The sequence below is a fragment of the Cohaesibacter marisflavi genome (assembly GCF_900115225.1).
Classification (GTDB): Bacteria; Pseudomonadota; Alphaproteobacteria; order Rhizobiales; family Cohaesibacteraceae; genus Cohaesibacter; species Cohaesibacter marisflavi.
In genome coordinates, this window is the sequence record NZ_FOVR01000008.1 from 111,876 (window position 1) to 130,328 (window position 18,453).

Sequence of the window (18,453 nt, forward strand, 5' to 3'; positions counted from 1 at the left end):
GCCTATTCGGCCTTCTGCTTCTGATCAAGCAGCTTCTGGCGCTGTTCTTCAGCACGTTTGCGCAGCAGTTCCTGAAGCTTCTGCTGTTCTTCAGCGGTTTTCTTCAGATCGATCGGGTCGCCGTCATAGCTTGCAGTGAAGCCGCTCAGGGTTAGATCAAAGCGCACTGGCTGTGCTTGCTGGTTGAGCGCGGTGACAGAGATGGTTGCGCCCTTTTTCATCTGATCGACGAATGTGGCGTCAACAGCTACGTCAGAGAAGCATGCATTGGGGAAGCAGATGGAGAAGGTTCCCTTGATCTGCTTGCCTTTGTCGATCTGTATGGTCAGGCCGTGACGCAGCAGCATGCCCGGCGTGATAGCGATGACGAGCGCCTTGCGTTTGGCCCCTTCCAGCTCACGCAGCGAAATCGAAGCAAGAAACTGGCCGGTTTCAGCCTTCAGTTCCTGAGTGATCGCGCAGAGCTGCTTTTTGGTTTTCGCATCTTCGCTGCAGAATTTCATCCAATGCGGAGCATTGGCGTTGTTTGCTTGTGCTTGTGCCTGGGCGCTGTGCACGGGTGCAAGAAATGCGATCGCTGTGAGGGCCATGGTGGCCGACGCAACCGGCAAAATTCTTTTGAAAGCCCTGTCAAACATGACCATTAATAAAAATCCCGATTTTGTTCCGTTACTGCAGGAAGGCGAAGTTCCTGTTCTATATGTCGATCTGTGCGACGCTCGATCGTTATGACTGATATTGAAATTGCAGATCTCGTCTTTGCTTTTCCCAGCATCTATGCCAAACGCGGCAAACGGTTGCAATTCAACAGCAGTCCTCAATCCAAAACTAGCCTCTTCATTCACAATGAATTGGGCAGAATAGTGACTATGCGCTATTTCTTCTACAAGCTGTCCGCACAAAATTCCAGAGGCAGAATCATGCTGCGGTGGTTTTCCCGCCTGTGTTAGATTGTTTGCAGAGACTGATTCAACTTATTTCCTCCGGTTCTCCGGTTTGCGACAAAGGACCCCTCATATGGTTTTGGGAGATATTCGCCAGCTATCGATGCAGAAAATGGCTTCGAAGAAGATGCTCTTTTCGGTGCTTGCCGCTTGCGCGTTGATGCTTTCTCCAATTGCAGCAAGCCAGACAAAGGCAGAGCCTGTTCACGGCATCGCCATGCATGGTCAGCCCAAATATGACAAGGATTTCGCCTATCTGGATTATGTCAATCCTAACGCAACCAAAGGCGGCAAGATCACATATGGGCTACAGGGCAGTTTTGACAGTCTCAACCCGTTCTTGCTTAAGGGCGTCGCTCCGCGCGGCCTTTGGGATGTGGACTATGGCCATAATGTCTATGAAGCATTGTTGGCGCGCAGTGACGATGAGGCCTTCTCGCTTTATGGCTTGATTGCCGAATGGGTCGATATGCCCGAAGATCGCTCTTCCATTACCTTCAAAATTCGTGATGAAGCACGCTTTTCGGATGGAACCCCAATCACGGTTGAAGATGTCAAATTCACGATCGATTTGCTGCGTGAGTATGGTCGCCCCGCCTACACAAGCCGAATCAAGCGTATTGCTGCGCTGGAAGAGCCGGGCGAAGGGCAAATCCGTTTTGTGTTTGAAAATGGCGAAGACCGAGAGTTGCCCCTGCTGATCGGTATGCTGCCAGTGTTACCCAAACATGCAATCGATCCGGAGAAATTCTCCAAGTCCGGTATGTATCAGTTTATCGGCTCCGGTCCTTATATGATCAATGAAGTGGATCCTGGCTCGAAGATTGTGCTCAAACGGAACCCTGATTACTGGGGCAAGGATTTGCCCATCAAGGTGGGAAAAGACAATTTCGATGAAATCCAGATCGAATATTATCGGGACGGCACAGCAATGTTCGAGGCCTTCAAGAAAGGCAAGTTTGATCTTCAGCCAGAGTCCGATCCTGCACGGTGGGCCGATCAATATGATTTCAATGCCGTAGAAAAGGGGGACGTCGAAAAAAAGGTCTTTCAGTCCAATCTACCTACCGGCATGTCGGCCTTTGTTTTCAATACGCGCAAACCCGTTTTTCAAAACCGCATTGTTCGGCGCACGCTGGCGACGCTATTTGATTTCAATTGGGTGAACAAGAATCTCTATCACGGCCTCTTCAAGCGTTCAGGCAGCTACTTCCAGAATTCCTCTCTTTCCGCGCTAGGTGTGCCGATGAATGATCGGGAGAAGGAATTGCTGGCTCCTTATCTGGATGAAATGGACCCCGATATTCTGGATGGTAGCTACGTTCCGGTTTCTGCAGCCAATAACAACGAGATGCGCAAAGTGATGCGCAACGCCATGAAGGCGCTGGCCTCCCAAGGCTATGGGCTGAAGGATGGGGCCATGGTGAATCTGGCCAAAGGTGCACCACTTGCTTTTGAATTTCTGTCTACTTCCAAAGAGGAAGAGCGCCTTGCGTTGGTCTATGCGCGTGTGCTGGAGCGATTGGGCATTAAGATGGAAATACGGACCGTCGATTCCGCGCAATATTGGGAGCGGCGCAAGACCATGGATTTCGACATGATGAAGATGTCCTGGAGCGCATCCCTTTCACCTGGGAATGAACAAATGTCCCGTTGGCATTCCTCCCAGAGAGATGTGGATGGGTGGTTTAATCAGGCCGGCGCTGATGACCCTGCCATTGATGCGATGATTGATGCTCTTCTCTCTGCGCGCAGTCAGGACGATTTTACGGCGGCCGTTCGAGCCTTTGACCGAACGCTGATCAACGGCTTTTATGGTGTTCCGCTCTTTCACAAGGGCGAGCAATGGGTTGGTTTATGGAAGAGGATTCGCTATCCGGAATCAGAGGCCAAGGGGCGTCCTTTGGCTGGATATCGTCCGACAACCTTCTGGTATGATGGGGAATAGCAGAAAAAAGCTGCTGTTTTTTGCAAGAAACAAGCAGAAACGGTAGTATAGCCCTCATAAAAGCTGTGTGGCAGATATCGGAATCAGCTACAATTTAGTAAAATTGTTTGCGTGTCTAACATACCAAGAGGTCCAGAATGCTCCTCTCAACCCCTGAACAAATCGAAACCTATTCTTCATCAGGTCTGTGGGGGGAAGATCGCCTTGATTTGGTTTTTGCGCGGCACGCCGAGCAACGGCCGGATGATCTTGCACTGATCGATGATCAGGGTTTGCATTCAGTGAGCGGTCGAAGACCTCAATGCCTCTCTTTCATCCGCACATGGCGGCGTGTGGTCGCGCTATCAGAGTTTCTCACCGGTATCGGCATGAAGGCCGATACGGTGGTTGCGATGCTTATTCCGCCCAGTGCCGATGCCGCTGTGCTGACACTGGTGGCGAGCCGCATGGGGCTCATACTGGCGCCAATCCCTCTGACAAGCGGTGAAGCGGATTTGCGCGAGAAGCTTGAGCAGGTCGGTGCCAAGGCCATCGTTTGCTGTTCCCATTATGAAGAAGAAGCCGTGGCCGAGCGCGTGCGCAATGTGGCCGCCGAGATGTTCTCCATCCGCTTTGTTTTCTGCATCGGGGAGAATGCGCCTGAAGGTCTTATTGATCTTGGCGATATTCTGGATGGCGAAGACAATGTGGCCGAGGATGGATTGTTCGAGCATGGCAGCCAGATCAGCGCCAACAGCGTTCTGGCAATCCACTGGAGCTCTGCGGGGAGCGAACAGGCCATGCCGATCGGGCGCAGCCACAATCAGTTGCTTGCCATTGCGCGCTATGTTCATGAACAAACGGATCTTAGTAGCGAGCATTGCTCTTTTGTGAGCCACCATTTGTCCGGGCTGATCGGCTTCGCCGTGGGAATGGTTGCGGCTCTTGATGTCGGAGCCCGACTTCAGTTTCACAATTTCCGGACGCTCGGGCGCTATATCAATGCGTTGGCCGAGTTTGGCGGGCAGCATGTGGTGTTGCCTGGTGGCCTTTGGGAAGAGGCGCACGCACTCCTGCCGATGCAGGTGCGCGAGCAGCTGATCAGCATCATGCTGGTGTGGAACCGGGTGCATGCAGAGCAGACCGTTTTTGCAGAGAATGAAACTGCAGCTCGCCTGATTGACCTGACCAACTTCAAGGATCTCGCCCTCTTCTCGCAAATCCGGCGTCATCCAAGTGAAGTCGGATCGGTTCCCTTGGGTGCAATCAATTCACTGCATGATCCTTCGCGCGTCTGGATGGAAACCTTCCTTTATGGCATGGAAGAATCTCGCGCACAGACAGACAGCGCGATTGTCGGGGGTGAACTCTGCCTCAAAGGCTCCATGCTGCCTCAATGCGCCTTTCCGTTGGCCGGTGCTGTAGAAGGCAAAGCCCTGCGTGCGACGGAAGACGGTTATATTCATACCGAAATTGGCTGCCATCTTGTAACCGAAGAACATGGCGATCAGCGTGCTCTGTTTCGCCCGCTTGGTGATTTGGGCGACGTGTTGGCCTTTGGTGGCTTTACCGAGCGTGGGACGGATCTTGATGCTCTTTATCGGGATTGTATCGTGGTTACCGATGCGGCGGCATTTGTTGTACCTTCGGAGGAAAATAATCCTGCCCATTTGATGGCTGCGCTCGTGGTGGATGACAAGGAGACTGCGCGGGAAGAATTTTACGCCTATCTAAAGGAAAAACGCGTTTCCAGCATGAAATGGCCACGCGATATCATATTTGTCGAAGCTATTCCGCGCCAGACGAATGGCAGGGTCATGCGAGAAAGCCTGATCGAGGCCAGTCAGGTGGCCAACGTCGCATAAATCCGTTTTGCGCTGTTCTTGAATAGCGTGTTTCTGTTCCTTTTCATATGAAGGCGTAAGTCAGCCGAATGGCCAAGCATGCACTCATTTTCACTTCTTCTGATCTTGGCCTTGATACTCCAGCTTGGGCAGATGTTCTCATTCAAGTCAATTTTGCGGTCTGGTCTCATTATGTCCATTCGGATGAAGATCTGGACAAGGTCTCGCAAGAAGCCGGCATCCTGCTGCTGGATCTGTTCGATGTAAAAAGTGAGGATGTGCCCGATTTGGTCGCCCGGGCCGATGCCTTGCGCAAGCAGTTCGGTTTTGCCGACGCGCGGGTGCCTATGGTGGCCATCGCCGATGCATCCATCAGCCTCACCGAAGAACAGATGAAACCCTTCGCTGATGTGCTCAAACCGCCATTGACGCAGGATCTGATCGCCAATCGTCTGACATCCCTTATGCGCCTGGCAACCATGCGGCGGGAGGCCGAGAGACGTTCGCTGACTTTCAAGCGGTTCGGCGTGGGCTTGCCTGTGGTGCCGCCGCCTAAGGATCTCGATAAGCAAAGCCTGCTTTATCTTGGGGCTGGTGCGGCTTTCCTGCCGGTTCAGCTGGCATTGCCCGAGACGGTGGAAACGGTGGCTGCCCTCACGCCTTCCATGGCTTTGCATTATCTGGAAATGAAGCCATTTGATGCGCTCGTCGTGGAGCTTTGCGACTATAATGAGCATCTCGTCGAATTTATCTCCGAACTTCGGCGCAATCCCAACTATTTCTCATTCCCGATTATTCTGGTTTGCCACAAGCGGGCTGTTCAGGATGGATTGGCAGGTCTTGCGGCTGGCGCTACGGATATAGTCTCCTTCCCCTTCTCGGAACGCTTCTTTGAAAATCGCATTGATATTCTCGTGCGAGAAGAACGTTATCGACGGCAATTGCGCAAGATCTTCTCTGAAGCTCGATTGCTGATGCCGACCGATGAAGTGACACGGCTCTATTCAGAAGAGTTTCTCAAATCTCATCTGGATGTGCTGCGGGAGGAAGACGCCGGAGCTTCGGTAACTTTCGTTGGTTTTGATATCACGTTCGATTTAGTGCATGAAAAAAGAGGCGGCGAGAGTCTGCCCCCTGCTCTGCTGGCCAAGGTCAGTCGGCTCATTGCCTCCTTGATGCGGGCTGAAGACATGTTGGCCCGTCTTGATAATGGCTCAGTGGTTGCCTTTTTTCCGGATACGGATCTGTTTGAAGCCCGCATGGCGTTGCAGCGCATTCGCTCCATTGTTCAGCTCAGCCCGTTTGTTGAGCATAGTTCGACGCGAGCGGTCTATGTCACGCTGGACTTCTCTCTGCACTATTGCGATACACGCAGCCCGGATTTCGATGTCGACAAGATCCTCAAGGATCTGTTTGAAAATCCTGTTGTGCGATTTTGAATATTTTGATGCAATTAAAATATACTATGTGCAATGAGATCTGTTGCCTATTTGGTCAATTCTAACCTTTTGAATAGTCAAATTAAGCCACCTTTTCCCAACTGACATGCAATTGTCAGTACCTGCAAGATAACACGCTAAAAATGCACAGCCACCAAAGGTAATTGTCGCTGCTCCTGCGTCATGTTCACTTTTGTATACTTCTTCAGCGCCGTACATGCATGTTGCAAGTGCGATATGAGTCCCTGGGTACTCGGCAAGAAGCTGCACGATTTCATCTCCAACTCTGTCACTCATTTCTTGCAATTTAGGGCAACTGATAGTTTGTGCAAATATGGGGGGCGAAATTACGAAAAGAAATAACGTACTAATGAAAATAACTCGAATATTTTTTGAAAACATCTGAAGTACCCTATAAAATTGAAATATTTAAAAAGATACTTTTGATTGTATTTTTGTATTTTGAAACTTATGTGACAGATTGTGCCAGCTTGGCCAGTTGCGTCATGATCACGGCCGTGCCCTTGAGGCGGTCGCTGGCAGAGTTCCAGCTGCGGGCCAAAAAGATCTTCTGATCAGGCCGGAGTTTGGCAAGGCTTCCCTGCTCGGTAATATATTGAACCAGCCCCGCAGGGTTTGCGAACTCGTTGTTGCGGAAAGCAAGCACGGCGCCTTTGGGGCCTGCATCGATCTTCTCGACATTGGCCTTGCGGCAGAGCCCTTTGATATAGACGATCTTGAGCAGATGTTTGACCTCTTCGGGCTGAGGGCCGAACCGGTCTGTCAGCTCGGAACCGAATTCATCAATCTCGTCAGCTTCCACCAGATCGGCCAGACGGCGATAGAGATTGAGCCGGAGTTGTAGATCATGCACATAACTGTCCGGAATGAGAACCGGAGTGCCAATGGAAATCTGCGGTGACCATTTGTCTTCCATGATGGTCAAATCACCGGAACGCAGGGATGCCACGGCTTCTTCCAGCATCTGCTGATATAGCTCGTAGCCGACTTCCTTGACATGGCCGGATTGTTCTTCGCCCAACAGGTTGCCTGCACCGCGTATATCGAGATCGTGGCTGGCAAGCTGGAAGCCTGCGCCCAAGGTATCGAGGCTTTGCAGAACCTTGAGGCGTCGCTCTGCGGTTGGCGTGAGGGTCTTTTTAGCGGGAACAGTAAAGAGCGCATAGGCACGGGTTTTGGAACGCCCTACCCGCCCACGCAGCTGGTAAAGCTGGGAAAGACCGAACATATCGGCACGATGCACGATCAGGGTGTTGGCCGTTGGAACGTCAATGCCCGATTCCACGATGGTGGTAGAGAGCAACACATCGAACTTGCCGTCATAGAAGGCTGTCATAATGTCATCGAGTTGACCGGCGGGCATCTGTCCATGGGCAACAGCAACCTTGACTTCAGGCACCTGCTCTTCAAGGAAGGTGTGGACTTGAGCAATGTCGGACACGCGCGGACAGACATAGAAACTCTGGCCGCCGCGATAGCGCTCACGCAACAGGGCTTCACGGATGGTGAGCTTGTCAAAGGGTGAGATAAAGGTGCGTACGGCAAGCCGGTCTACCGGCGGCGTTGCGATCAACGACAATTCGCGGACGCCCGTAAGCGCCAATTGCAGGGTCCTCGGGATCGGTGTCGCGGACAGGGTCAATACGTGCACATCGGCGCGCAGTTCTTTCAGGCGCTCCTTGTGTTTGACGCCAAAATGCTGCTCTTCGTCGATGATCAGCAGCCCAAGATCACGGAAATCGACGGATTTGCCAAGCAGCGCATGGGTGCCAACGACGATATCGACTGAACCGTCCTTGAGGCCTCTCTTGGTCTCATTAAGCTTTTTGGTGGAGACCAGCCGGGAGGCCTGTTCGATGACCAGCGGGAAACCGGCGAAGCGATCCACGAAATTCTTGTAATGCTGACGCGCAAGCAAGGTGGTCGGCACGACCACCGCGACCTGACGGCCGTTCATCGCCGCGATAAAGGCCGCTCGCAGGGCAACCTCGGTTTTGCCAAAGCCCACATCGCCGCAAATGAGGCGATCCATCGGGCGGCCGGAGCCCATATCGTCAAATACCTGCTCGATGGCATTGAACTGGTCTTCGGTCTCGTCAAACGGGAAGCGAGCGACAAATTCGTCATACAGCCCTTCTGGCGGCGTGATGCGCTCGGCCTTGCGCAACTCTCGTTCGGCAGCGACCTTGATCAACTGATCCGCCATCATGCGGATCCGTTCTTTCATCTTGGATTTACGCGCCTGCCAAGCGACGCCGCCCAGCTTGTCCAGCTGCGCTTCGGTGTCTTCGGAGCCGTATCGCGAGAGCAGTTCTATGTTCTCTACCGGCAGGAAGAGCTTGTCGCCGCCGGCATAGTGGATTTCCAGACAATCATGCGGTGCGCCCGCTGCATCGACGGTCTGAAGGCCCATAAAACGCCCAATACCATGCTCGATGTGAACAACGATGTCGCCTTCGGTGAGGCTGGCAGCTTCTGTCAGAACGTCAGAGCTTTTCTTGCGGCGGCGTTTGGAGCGGACAAGGCGGTCGCCCAGAATGTCCTGTTCGCCAATCACCACATCTTTGTCGGTCTCAAAGCCACTTTCCAGCTCAAGGACCGTCAGGCCGACCTGATTGGGTTTGATGACCTGTCGCGCTTGCCATGTCTCGAAGGGAACAAGGCCCCGCATCTCATGGTCTGTCAGCACCTGATGCATGCGCTCGGCTGAACCCGGGGTCCAGCAGGCGATGGTGACGCGTTTTTTATTCTCCTTGACGGTCTTGATATGCTCGATGACCGCGTCGAACACGTTGACATTCTCTGCGCTGCGCTCGGCAGCAAAGGTGCGTCCCTGCTTGCCGCCCATATTGACGACTGTTTCAACGCCGGTTTCGGGCACATCAAAGGGGGAAAGCCTTACGCGCTTCTGGGAGCCAAGAATGCCCGACCAGCCTTCGCGATCCAGATAGAGCAGATGAGGCTCAACCGGCTTATAGGGCACGCCCTGATCTAACCCGCTATCAAGGGTTTCGCGGCGGGCGGCATAATGATCCTGAATAACATCCAGCCGCTCGGTGATGGCATCATCGCTGAGTGGATCGAGGATCACCGGCGCATCATCGGTAAAATCGAACAGCGTTTGCAGATCTTCATTGAAATAGGGCAACCAGTGCTCGATGCCCTGATAGCGATGGCCGTTTGAAATGGCTTGATAAAGCAGATCGTCGCGTGTGGTTGCGCCGAAATTGGATGTATAGCGCCGCCGGAAATTGGAAATGGCGTCTTCGGTGAGAACCACTTCTGACGCTGAGACAAGATCAATACCGCGCAGTTGGCCGACTGTGCGCTGGGTATGTTGATCGAACTTGCGGATGCTTTCCAGCGTATCGCCAAAGAAGTCCAGTCTGACCGGCTCCTCTGCTCCGGGCACGAAAAGATCGACAATACCGCCTCTTACAGCATATTCGCCATGTTCGCGCACAGTCGGAGTGCGCAGAAAGCCGTTTGTCTCCAGCCATACGATGAGGTCGTCCATGTCGACCGAATTGCCCGGCTTGGCAGACCAGCTCTGCTTTTTGACCGACTCTTTGCTCGGCACGCGCTGGAGCATGGCATTGACGGAGGTCAGCAGGATGACGGGGGCATCAAAGATATTGTAGGCAAGCCGCGACAGCGCGGTCATGCGACGGGCTGAAATTTCGGCATTGGGCGACACCCTGTCATAGGGCACGCAATCCCATGCCGGAAAAGACAGGCAGGTGAGCTTGGGCGAAAAGAATTTGAGCGCCTGCTCCATGGAGGCCATGCGTCGGTCATCGCGCGCAATATAGACGGCGGCGATTTTCTTGCTTTTGTCTGCCTTCAGGTGGGCTTCAGCCACTTCGGCAACGGCCAATCCCTCCAGTCCATCAGGCACATGGCTGACGTGGAGCATCATGGAAGAGGCTAGGGATTTGGCAATTGTGGACATGGCGGAGAAACAGCAAGGAGGTTGGTGCTACAAGACGGGAAAAGGCTCTATAGCACGAATAGAGCCTTTCTGTCTCTTGGGTCTTTTGAATGTAGGGTCGCAGGCGGCTTAGAGAAGCCCGGACTCGAAATTTTTGTGATAGTGCTTGATTCTATGGAACATCGGGCAGTCGAAAGCTTCGGGCACGGGCAGCTCATTGGTGAACCACTGCATCAGGTCTCTGTCATGTTGGTCCATGAGCATTTCCAACTGGTCCAACTCATCATCGGTCAGATTGTCCAGTTCATTGTCGACGAAGCGGCCCAGCATCAGGTCCATTTCCTTGACGCCACGGTGCCAGGCACGCATCAAAATCTTTTTGTGCCGTACATCCATACCTTCACTGCTGCGGGTGGTGCCATGGGACATAGTTGTTTGCTCCTTTAGGGCGTTGTCATTCTTTGCCCCTGTATAGCGACTAGAAGGCGCCTTGTCAGCTATAGATCGTTCGTCTATCACAAAACAAAAGGAGAACATGTATTGACGCGGCCCTTTGAGTTGGCCATGCTTGATGTTAGCCCGTTCCCGTTTACAGAATCATACTTACTGCAATGCGCCCGAACCGTCTCAATCACTATTTTGCGTCTCTGACGACCCTGAAGGGTGTTGGCCCGAAAATCAGCCAGTCCTTTGCGCGGCTGTTGCGAGGCGATGTGCTTTTGGAAGCGCGGCGGATCGATCTGCTGTTGCATATGCCCGTCGCTGTTATTGATCGCAGTTTGCAGCCTGCGCTCGCCGAGGCGCCAGATGGCGTGATCGTGACGCTGTGCCTGACGATTGACAAGCATCTGCCGCCACCACGGCATAACAAGCGGGTGCCCTATCGGATTCTGGCCCATGACGAGACCGACGAAATCACGATCACCTATTTCCATGCCAATGGCGGCTATTTAGAGCGGCAAATGCCCGTTGGTTCTGTGCGATATGTTTCGGGCAAGCTGGAGCGCTTTAACGGGGTGCCGCAGATAACGCACCCGGACCATGTGGTGTCCGAGGATGATTTCGCTACCATGCCGCTGATTGAGCCGGTCTATCCTTTGACCGCCGGTCTGTCTGGCAAGATGGTACACAAGACCGTTGAGGCTAGCCTTGAAGATCTTGAGCCTTTGCCGGAGTGGCAGGAAAAGGCATTGCTTGAACGTGAAGGCTGGCCAGCCTTCCATGAAGCACTGGACCGCATTCATAATCCTCTGGGGTTGGCGGATCTTGATCTGACATCTATCGCCAGACGTCGGTTGGCTTATGATGAATGTCTGGCCAGTCAGCTTGCGCTGTCGCTGGTGCGTAGCAATGTGAAGAAAGCCAAGGGGCTGGCGCGTCGTTGGGAGGGCAAACTCAAAGCCGAGCTTACAGAGGCCCTGCCCTTTACGCTCACGGGGAGCCAGCAACAGGCCATCGCCGAGATTGAGGAAGATCTGGCCCTGCCTGAGCGGATGCTGCGTCTGGTTCAGGGCGATGTGGGTAGCGGCAAGACGATGGTCGCCCTGATGGCGGCAGCGGATGTCATCGAGTCCGGTGCACAGGTGGCCATGATGGCTCCGACGGACCTTTTGGCACGGCAGCATTATCAGTCCGTCAAAGCGCTTTGCGAGGCCGTCGGTATTCGCGTGGCCGTGATGACGGGCAAGGACAGCGCCGGAGTGAAGCGACAAACGCTCAAGGCGCTGGAACAGGGGGATATCGACTTTCTCATCGGAACCCATGCCCTCTTCCAGCCGTCTGTGGTGTTTGCCGATCTGGGATTGGCCATCGTTGATGAGCAGCATCGGTTTGGCGTACATCAGCGTTTGACGCTGTCTGACAAAGGGGTGGCGACCGATCTTCTGGTGATGACGGCAACGCCAATTCCGCGCACCTTGGTGCTCACCCATTATGGCGACATGGATGTATCGCTGTTGACCGAAAAACCCGCCGGTCGCAAGCCCATTGAAACCCGCACCATGTCGCTTGACAGGCTTGGAGAGTTGGTCGGTCGGCTCAACACTGCGCTTGAAAAAGGTGCCAAATGCTATTGGGTCTGCCCGCTGGTTGAAGAATCCGAAGTGCTTGAAGTCACAGCCGCAGAAGACAGGCACGAGAGCCTCAAGAAGGTGTTTGGTGATAAGGTTGAGCTTATCCATGGCCGTATGTCAGCTGATGAGAAAAAGGCGGCGATGGAGCATTTCAAGGATGGTGACGCACAAATCCTTGTTGCGACCACGGTGATTGAAGTGGGCGTGGATGTGCCTGAAGCCACCATCATGGTGATTGAACATGCCGAGCGCTTTGGCTTGGCTCAGTTGCATCAGTTGCGCGGGCGTGTCGGGCGCGGCGACAAGGCCTCTTCCTGCATTTTGCTGTTTCAGGGTCCTTTGGGCAACATCGCCAAGGAGCGGCTCAACATGATGCGCGAAACCGAGGACGGGTTCCGCATTGCAGAGGCCGATTTACGCCTGCGGGGCGAAGGCGATGTGCTGGGGACCAAGCAATCTGGCATGCCGGGGTTTCGGGTCACCGACCCTGAGGTGCATAAGGATCTGATGGAAATGGCGCGCAAGGAAGCACGTCTCATTATCGAGATGGATCCGGGGCTGACTGGCAAGCGCGGGGATGCCTTGCGTGATCTTCTGTATCTATTCGGAAGAGATGAAGCCATCCGGCTTTTGAAGGCTGGATAGCCAACAAGGACGCCCGCCAATCGGGGCGTCCAAGATGGGAAGAGCGAAGGTGAGGCCTTATTCGGCAGGTTCTGACTCTTTGGATTTTACTTTCTTGAGTGAAGAAAGTTGATCCTTTGACGCTGGGGCCTTTTCTTCGTCATCCACCTCTATGTCGATCAGTTTTCGGGCCTTTTCGTGGTCTTCTTCAACGGCATGCTTTGCGATGAATTCAGGAGAGACCAAACCAGCTGACACCACGAGCTTGGCGGCATCCTCAACGCTCATGTCGAGCATGATGATGTCACGGCGTGGCACAAACAGCAGGAAACCGGATGTCGGGTTCGGGGTGGTTGGCAGGAATACCGAGATATATCCCTGATGGGCATCACCCGGCTTTTCTTTCTCCTCAATGCGGTGGGCTACTTCACCGGTCGTTTCAGTGGCAACGAAAGCAAGAGCCCAAAGGTCGCGGCGAGGATATTCGATAACCACAGCCTTGGTGAATGTCTTGCCCTTTTGCGACAGCGCCGTTTCGAAAATCTGCTTGAGGGCATTGTAAAGGTTGCGTACGAGCGGCATCCGCCCGACGAACACCTCACCGAAGGTCAACAACGAACGTCCGACAAAGTTCGCCGTCAGAAAACCCAGTATCGTCAGGATGAGGAAGGAAAAGACAAGCCCTACCCCGGGCACGGAAAATGGCAGATAGTTATCCGGGTTGTAGATATGCGGAATATAGGGCTTTACGGTGGAATCGACCCAGCCGATGAAGGCCCATGTGATGTAAAGCGTGATCCCGATTGGGGCAGCGATGACAAGGCCGGTCAGAAAATAGTTTCGCACGCGGGCGCCAAAGGTGAGCCTGCCGCGATCCAGAGGGCCTTTTTTTTCTTCATTATTCTTCGATGTCATCTGTGTTGTTTCCGTATGAGATTGGCACCTGATGCGTCAATTGTCTCTTTCCATGTTCCTTTGGGGCGCAGAAAGAGTCAGATTCAACCTCGGGCCTGATCATGATGTGAGATGGCAAGCTGTCAATCAATTTACGCACTCAATCTATACTAAGATAATGCGCCCTGCTTCGACTTAAAAGATTAAGAAAGCGGTTTCCTGCTCGAAAAATGAGCGAGACCAGTTGTAGAATGGCATTTAACGCAATATCTTGTATGTAATGTTCAGAATTTTCCCCGTTTTTTGTTGCTAAAGGCCAAAAGGGCACAAGCATGAAAAGGTTTCAACAGCCGCTCTATTTGCTTGCGGGTCTTGTCTTGACGGGCATCGGCATTGTGGGCGCTTTTTTGCCTCTGCTGCCCTCGACCATCTTTTTCATTCTGGCCACCTTCTGTTTTGCCAGATCGTCACCACGGCTTGAAGCCTGGCTCTTGCAGCACAGAGTGTTTGGGCCACCGGTTCTGGCATGGCGCGATCATAAGGCGATACCGCGCAAGGCTAAATATTTTGCCTTTGGCGGCATGGCGCTGGGCTTTGCCATGTTTGTTACTGCGGTTCAGCCCGGTGTCTGGCTTTTGATCCCGGTGATCCTGTTTTTTGCCGGTTCCGCGCTTTATGTCGGCACGCGGCCGGATGGCCCGGACGACTGAGCCGAGCGGTGGGTGCTCAGCCCTGAATGGCTGAGGCTGAAGGCGTTTCCTGGTGCTTTTCTCTCAGCGCGTCCCATTCTTCGCGCAGGATACCGTAACCCAGAGAGTCAAAATATTTGCCGTCGAGTATTCGAGCCTTGCGGTAGCAGGCCTCCTGCTTCAGACCGATTTTTTCTGCAAGAGCCATCATGCCAGCGTTGCCGGACCATGTTGTGAGGCCGATCCGCACAAGCGCAGGCCGCTCAGCCAATTGCTTGTCTATCCACATGGGCAAGGCCTTAGAACCAATGCCCCTGCCCCAATGTGATTGATTGAAGAGGACAATACCCACTTCCAGCCAGTTGGTTCTCTGGTCTTTCCAGTAGTAGGAAACCTCACCCAGAATACGGCCATTTTCTTCATCACAAACCAGTTGAAAATTGAAAGACGGGTTCGGCTTGGTCAGCTCGAAACCGAATTCCATGATTTTCTTGTTCTGATCTGCTTCTGTCGGCATGCCCAGATAAGGGCCATTGAGACGATGAAACGCCTGCTTGGGGGCTATCAGGGCGCGGTATAGTGGCAGGTCTTCAAGCGTTATGGTCCGCAGGATAAGGGGCATGGGGGTACACTTGACTGCCCGCCAGCCAAAGGCAAGCGGGCCTGTTTGTGTGAATGGTGCAGATGGCTTATTCCACAGTTACGGATTTTGCAAGGTTGCGTGGCTGGTCCACGTCAGTACCCATGAAATTGGCAGTGTAGTAAGCCAGCATCTGCACAGGCAGAGCGAAGACAATCGGTGCGATGACGTCTGGGACGGTGGGCATGACGATTGTGGTGCTGTCTTCCAGCGCATTCTTCTTGGCGCCCGACTCATCGGTGATGAGAATGATCCGGCCATCGCGGGCGGCGACTTCCTGCATGTTGGAAACGGTCTTGTCGTAATAGCTGTCATCGGGAGCGATGACGACGACCGGCATGGTTTCGTCAATCAGCGCGATCGGGCCGTGCTTGAGTTCCCCTGCCGCATAGCCTTCGGCGTGAATGTAGGAGATTTCCTTCAGTTTCAACGCGCCTTCCATGGCCAGCGGGAAGTTGGTTCCACGGCCCAGATAAAGCACATGCTTGACCTTGGAAAGCTCATGGGCCAGATCGGCGATGGTGTTGTCTGCCTTCAATGCCTGACGGATGAATTTGGGCAACTCGCTCAACGCTTTGACATAGGCTTGCTCTTCTCCTGCCGAAATGGTTCCACGCGCACGGCCTGCCATGATGGCAAGGGCGAGCAGAACCGAGAGCTGACAGGTGAAAGCCTTGGTGGACGCGACGCCGATTTCTGCTCCGGCAAGGGTCGGGAAAATGACATCGCTTTCGCGCGCTATGGTGCTTTCGGGCACATTGACGATGGAGGCAATATGCTGGCCTTCCTGTTTGCAATAGCGCAAGGAAGCCAGCGTATCGGCGGTTTCGCCAGACTGGGAGATAAAGAGCGCCAGCCCATTCTCCTGCATTGGCATTTCGCGGTAGCGAAATTCGGAGGCGACATCCATGTCGACCGGAATGCGGGCAAGCTTCTCAAACCAGTATTTGGCGACCACGCCTGCATAGTAAGCCGTGCCGCAAGCGCTAAGCGAGATGCGGTTAAGGCTAGCAAAATCAAACGGCAGTTTGCCCTTGAAGCGAACTGTTCCGTTGGCAAAATCCACATAATGGGCCAGCGTATGCTGAATCACTTCTGGCTGTTCATGGATTTCCTTTTCCATGAAATGCTTATAGTTGCCCTTGTCCACGATGTTCGCAGACGCAAGTGCCGTGGTGGCCTGCCGTTCGACATGCATGTTGTCTTCATTATAGAAAGTGGCCGTCCTTCTGGTCAGGACAACCCAGTCGCCTTCTTCCAGATAGGTCACTTCATCGGTGAACGGCGCAAGGGCAAAGGAATCAGAGCCCAGATACATCTCTCCATCCCCATGGCCAACCGCCAGAGGAGAGCCTCGGCGGGCACCGATCATCAGATCTTCTTCGCCGCCAAAGATGATTGCGAGAGAAAACGCGCCTTCCAGTCGACCCAGAACGGCGGAGACGGCTTCTATGGGGCGCTTGCCAGCCTGCATTTCGTCATGAATGAGGTGCACGACAGTTTCGGTGTCTGTTTCCGTCTCGAATTTATGCCCCTTGGCTGTCAACTCTTCGCGCAACTCGCGAAAATTCTCGATGATGCCGTTATGCACGGCAGCCACGTTGCCAGCCTGATGGGGATGCGCATTGATCTCGTTTGGAATGCCGTGGGTCGCCCAACGGGTGTGGCCGATGCCGATGGTGCCCGGCAATGGGTTTTCACTCAGCAACTGTTCCAGATTGCGCAGTTTGCCTGCAGCGCGGCGTCTGTCGAGTTTGTTCTGGTTGATCGTGGCGACACCAGCGGAATCATAGCCGCGATATTCAAGCCTCTTGAGGGCATCCACCAATTGTGGCGCTACCGCTTCCTTACCAAGAATTCCGACAATTCCACACATGGCAATCTCTTTCCAACAAATGACTACGGATAATTTGATTTGAATAATCACTAACGCACTGTTGTGAGATTCTTGAAATCAAATCCGATTGCAGTTTCTAACGAAAACGGAAAAAGGGACGCAAAGCGCCCCTTTGTTCACACTTAATTATTTGGAATCTTTTGATTTTTTGTAGCGAAACTGTGCGGCCCAGCCGGCCTTGATGATGGGTCTTGCGCGTGTGAATGCCAGATCATCAGCGTTAACAGGATCGGTGATGACGCTGCCTGCGCCAATGATTGCACCATCTCCAATGGTTGCCGGAGCGACCAGAGATGTGTTGGAGCCGATGAAGGCGCCCTTGCCGATATCCGTCTTAAATTTGTTGAAGCCATCATAGTTGCAAGTGATGGTGCCTGCGCCGATATTCGCCTTGGAGCCGATGCGTGCGTCGCCAATATAGGTCAGGTGGTTGACCTTTGCGCCCTCTTCTACAAGAGACTTTTTGATCTCCACGAAGTTGCCCACCTTCGCCTTTGCTTCCAGAACTGTGCCCGGACGTAGACGCGCATAGGGGCCAATGGCGCAGCCCTCGCCGATTTCTGCATCTTCGAAATAGCAGTTGGCCAGAATGGTGACATTGTCCGCCACGGTTACGCCGGGTGCGAAAAAGACGTTTGGCTCAATGGTGATGTCTTGGCCCAATTTCGTATCATAGGCAAAGAAAACAGTTTCCGGCGCGGTCAATGTAACACCATTTTCCATGGCTTCCTGACGGGCTCTTTGTTGGAATGTCGCTTCGACTTTGGCCAGATGGGCGCGGCTGTTGACCCCCTGCAGTTCGGCTTCTGGGGCCTCGATTGCTGTCACTTTGAGCCCTTGTGCGTTGGCCAGTTCCACCGCATCGGTGAGATAATATTCGCCCTGCGAATTGTTGTTCTCTATCTTGTCCAGAAGCTCGAGTAAATGAGCCCCGGAGAAGCCCATGATTCCACCGTTGCAGAAATTGATCTGGAATTCCTCGGGGGTGCAGTCCTTGGCTTCGCGAATGGCGACCAGATTGCCATCTGATTCGAGCAAGCGCCCGTAAGGGTCCGGAGTCTCTGTCCGGAAGCCCAGAACGACAACGTCAAAGCCTTCCGCCAGCTTTTCGCGCATGGAGCTGATCGTTTCTGCGCGCAAGAGCGGGGTATCGCCAAAGAGCACGATGACATCGTCCTTTGCCTCTTCCAGAGCTTCGCGTGCGGCCAGAACCGCATGGGCGGTGCCCAGACGTTCTGTCTGCTCGCAAGCTACGACAGATGGATGCATCTTGCGGGCAGCCTGCAAAACAGGATCCATATCCGGTCCGACGATGAGGGCTACCTGATCGACATCGGCCTGATGTGCGGCGTGGGCCACATGACCAACCATAGACAACCCGGCGATCTTGTGAAGGACCTTGGGTGTTTTTGATTTCATGCGGGTGCCGTGTCCGGCTGCCAGAATGATTGCCTGGCATGTGCGATGTGTCATCTTTAGCCTCCTGAGACCTGTCTTTGCAGAGTAAAGGACCGTTTATAGTATTTTCCTA

General features: G+C 53.6%; 12 protein-coding genes. 5 read left to right on the forward strand and 7 right to left on the reverse strand.

What is annotated here, in order from left to right; translation table 11 throughout:
* Positions 1 to 2: 2 nt before the first annotated feature.
* Positions 3 to 644, reverse strand: coding sequence for an invasion associated locus B family protein (locus BM258_RS15065; protein WP_090073668.1), 642 nt, complete (start codon positions 642 to 644; stop codon positions 3 to 5).
* Between the two features lie 373 nt (positions 645 to 1,017).
* On the opposite strand from BM258_RS15065, the gene BM258_RS15075 reads away from it, so the two are divergent.
* The 3 genes from BM258_RS15075 (at position 1,018) to BM258_RS15085 (ending at position 6,154) form a co-directional block, all read left to right on the forward strand.
* Positions 1,018 to 2,892: an extracellular solute-binding protein gene (locus tag BM258_RS15075; protein WP_244544714.1), complete on the forward strand. Its 1,875-nt coding sequence runs from the start codon at positions 1,018 to 1,020 to the stop codon at positions 2,890 to 2,892.
* Between the two features lie 137 nt (positions 2,893 to 3,029).
* The gene (locus tag BM258_RS15080) at positions 3,030 to 4,736 is read left to right on the forward strand and encodes an AMP-binding protein (protein WP_090073671.1); all 1,707 of its coding nucleotides are present in this window, start codon (positions 3,030 to 3,032) and stop codon (positions 4,734 to 4,736) included.
* A gap of 68 nt (positions 4,737 to 4,804) precedes the next feature.
* Positions 4,805 to 6,154, forward strand: coding sequence for a diguanylate cyclase domain-containing protein (locus BM258_RS15085; protein WP_090073672.1), 1,350 nt, complete (start codon positions 4,805 to 4,807; stop codon positions 6,152 to 6,154).
* Between the two features lie 469 nt (positions 6,155 to 6,623).
* Here the strand turns inward: BM258_RS15085 and mfd are convergent, their stop codons facing one another.
* Both mfd and BM258_RS15095 read right to left on the reverse strand, forming a co-directional pair.
* The gene (mfd, locus tag BM258_RS15090) at positions 6,624 to 10,127 is read right to left on the reverse strand and encodes a transcription-repair coupling factor (protein ID WP_210186766.1); all 3,504 of its coding nucleotides are present in this window, start codon (positions 10,125 to 10,127) and stop codon (positions 6,624 to 6,626) included.
* Positions 10,128 to 10,235: 108 nt separating this feature from the next.
* Complete coding sequence (locus tag BM258_RS15095) at positions 10,236 to 10,535, reverse strand: FAD assembly factor SdhE (protein ID WP_090073675.1); 300 nt, start codon at positions 10,533 to 10,535, stop codon at positions 10,236 to 10,238.
* A 182-nt stretch (positions 10,536 to 10,717) separates the two neighbouring features.
* Between BM258_RS15095 and recG the strand changes: the two genes are divergently transcribed.
* The gene (gene recG / locus BM258_RS15100; protein ID WP_090073677.1) at positions 10,718 to 12,823 is read left to right on the forward strand and encodes an ATP-dependent DNA helicase RecG; all 2,106 of its coding nucleotides are present in this window, start codon (positions 10,718 to 10,720) and stop codon (positions 12,821 to 12,823) included.
* Between the two features lie 57 nt (positions 12,824 to 12,880).
* Here recG and BM258_RS15105 read toward each other — a convergent pair whose 3' ends face one another.
* Positions 12,881 to 13,717: a DUF502 domain-containing protein gene (locus BM258_RS15105; protein ID WP_090073679.1), complete on the reverse strand. Its 837-nt coding sequence runs from the start codon at positions 13,715 to 13,717 to the stop codon at positions 12,881 to 12,883.
* 311 nt (positions 13,718 to 14,028) lie between these two features.
* Here BM258_RS15105 and BM258_RS15110 point away from each other — a divergent pair, with 311 nt between their 5' ends.
* Entirely contained in the window at positions 14,029 to 14,406 is a 378-nt protein-coding gene (locus BM258_RS15110) for a YbaN family protein (protein WP_090073680.1), read from the forward strand.
* Positions 14,407 to 14,422: 16 nt separating this feature from the next.
* Here the strand turns inward: BM258_RS15110 and BM258_RS15115 are convergent, their stop codons facing one another.
* The 3 genes from BM258_RS15115 to glmU all read right to left on the reverse strand — a co-directional run bounded on the left by BM258_RS15115 (position 14,423) and on the right by glmU (position 18,395).
* Positions 14,423 to 15,007 carry a GNAT family N-acetyltransferase gene (locus BM258_RS15115; protein ID WP_090073682.1) on the reverse strand — a complete coding sequence of 195 codons (585 nt, stop codon included), beginning with the start codon at positions 15,005 to 15,007 and terminating at the stop codon, positions 14,423 to 14,425.
* Between the two features lie 67 nt (positions 15,008 to 15,074).
* The gene (glmS, locus tag BM258_RS15120; RefSeq protein ID WP_090073685.1) at positions 15,075 to 16,901 is read right to left on the reverse strand and encodes a glutamine--fructose-6-phosphate transaminase (isomerizing); all 1,827 of its coding nucleotides are present in this window, start codon (positions 16,899 to 16,901) and stop codon (positions 15,075 to 15,077) included.
* 147 nt (positions 16,902 to 17,048) lie between these two features.
* Positions 17,049 to 18,395, reverse strand: coding sequence for a bifunctional UDP-N-acetylglucosamine diphosphorylase/glucosamine-1-phosphate N-acetyltransferase GlmU (gene glmU, locus BM258_RS15125; protein WP_090073687.1), 1,347 nt, complete (start codon positions 18,393 to 18,395; stop codon positions 17,049 to 17,051).
* Positions 18,396 to 18,453 lie beyond the last annotated feature (58 nt).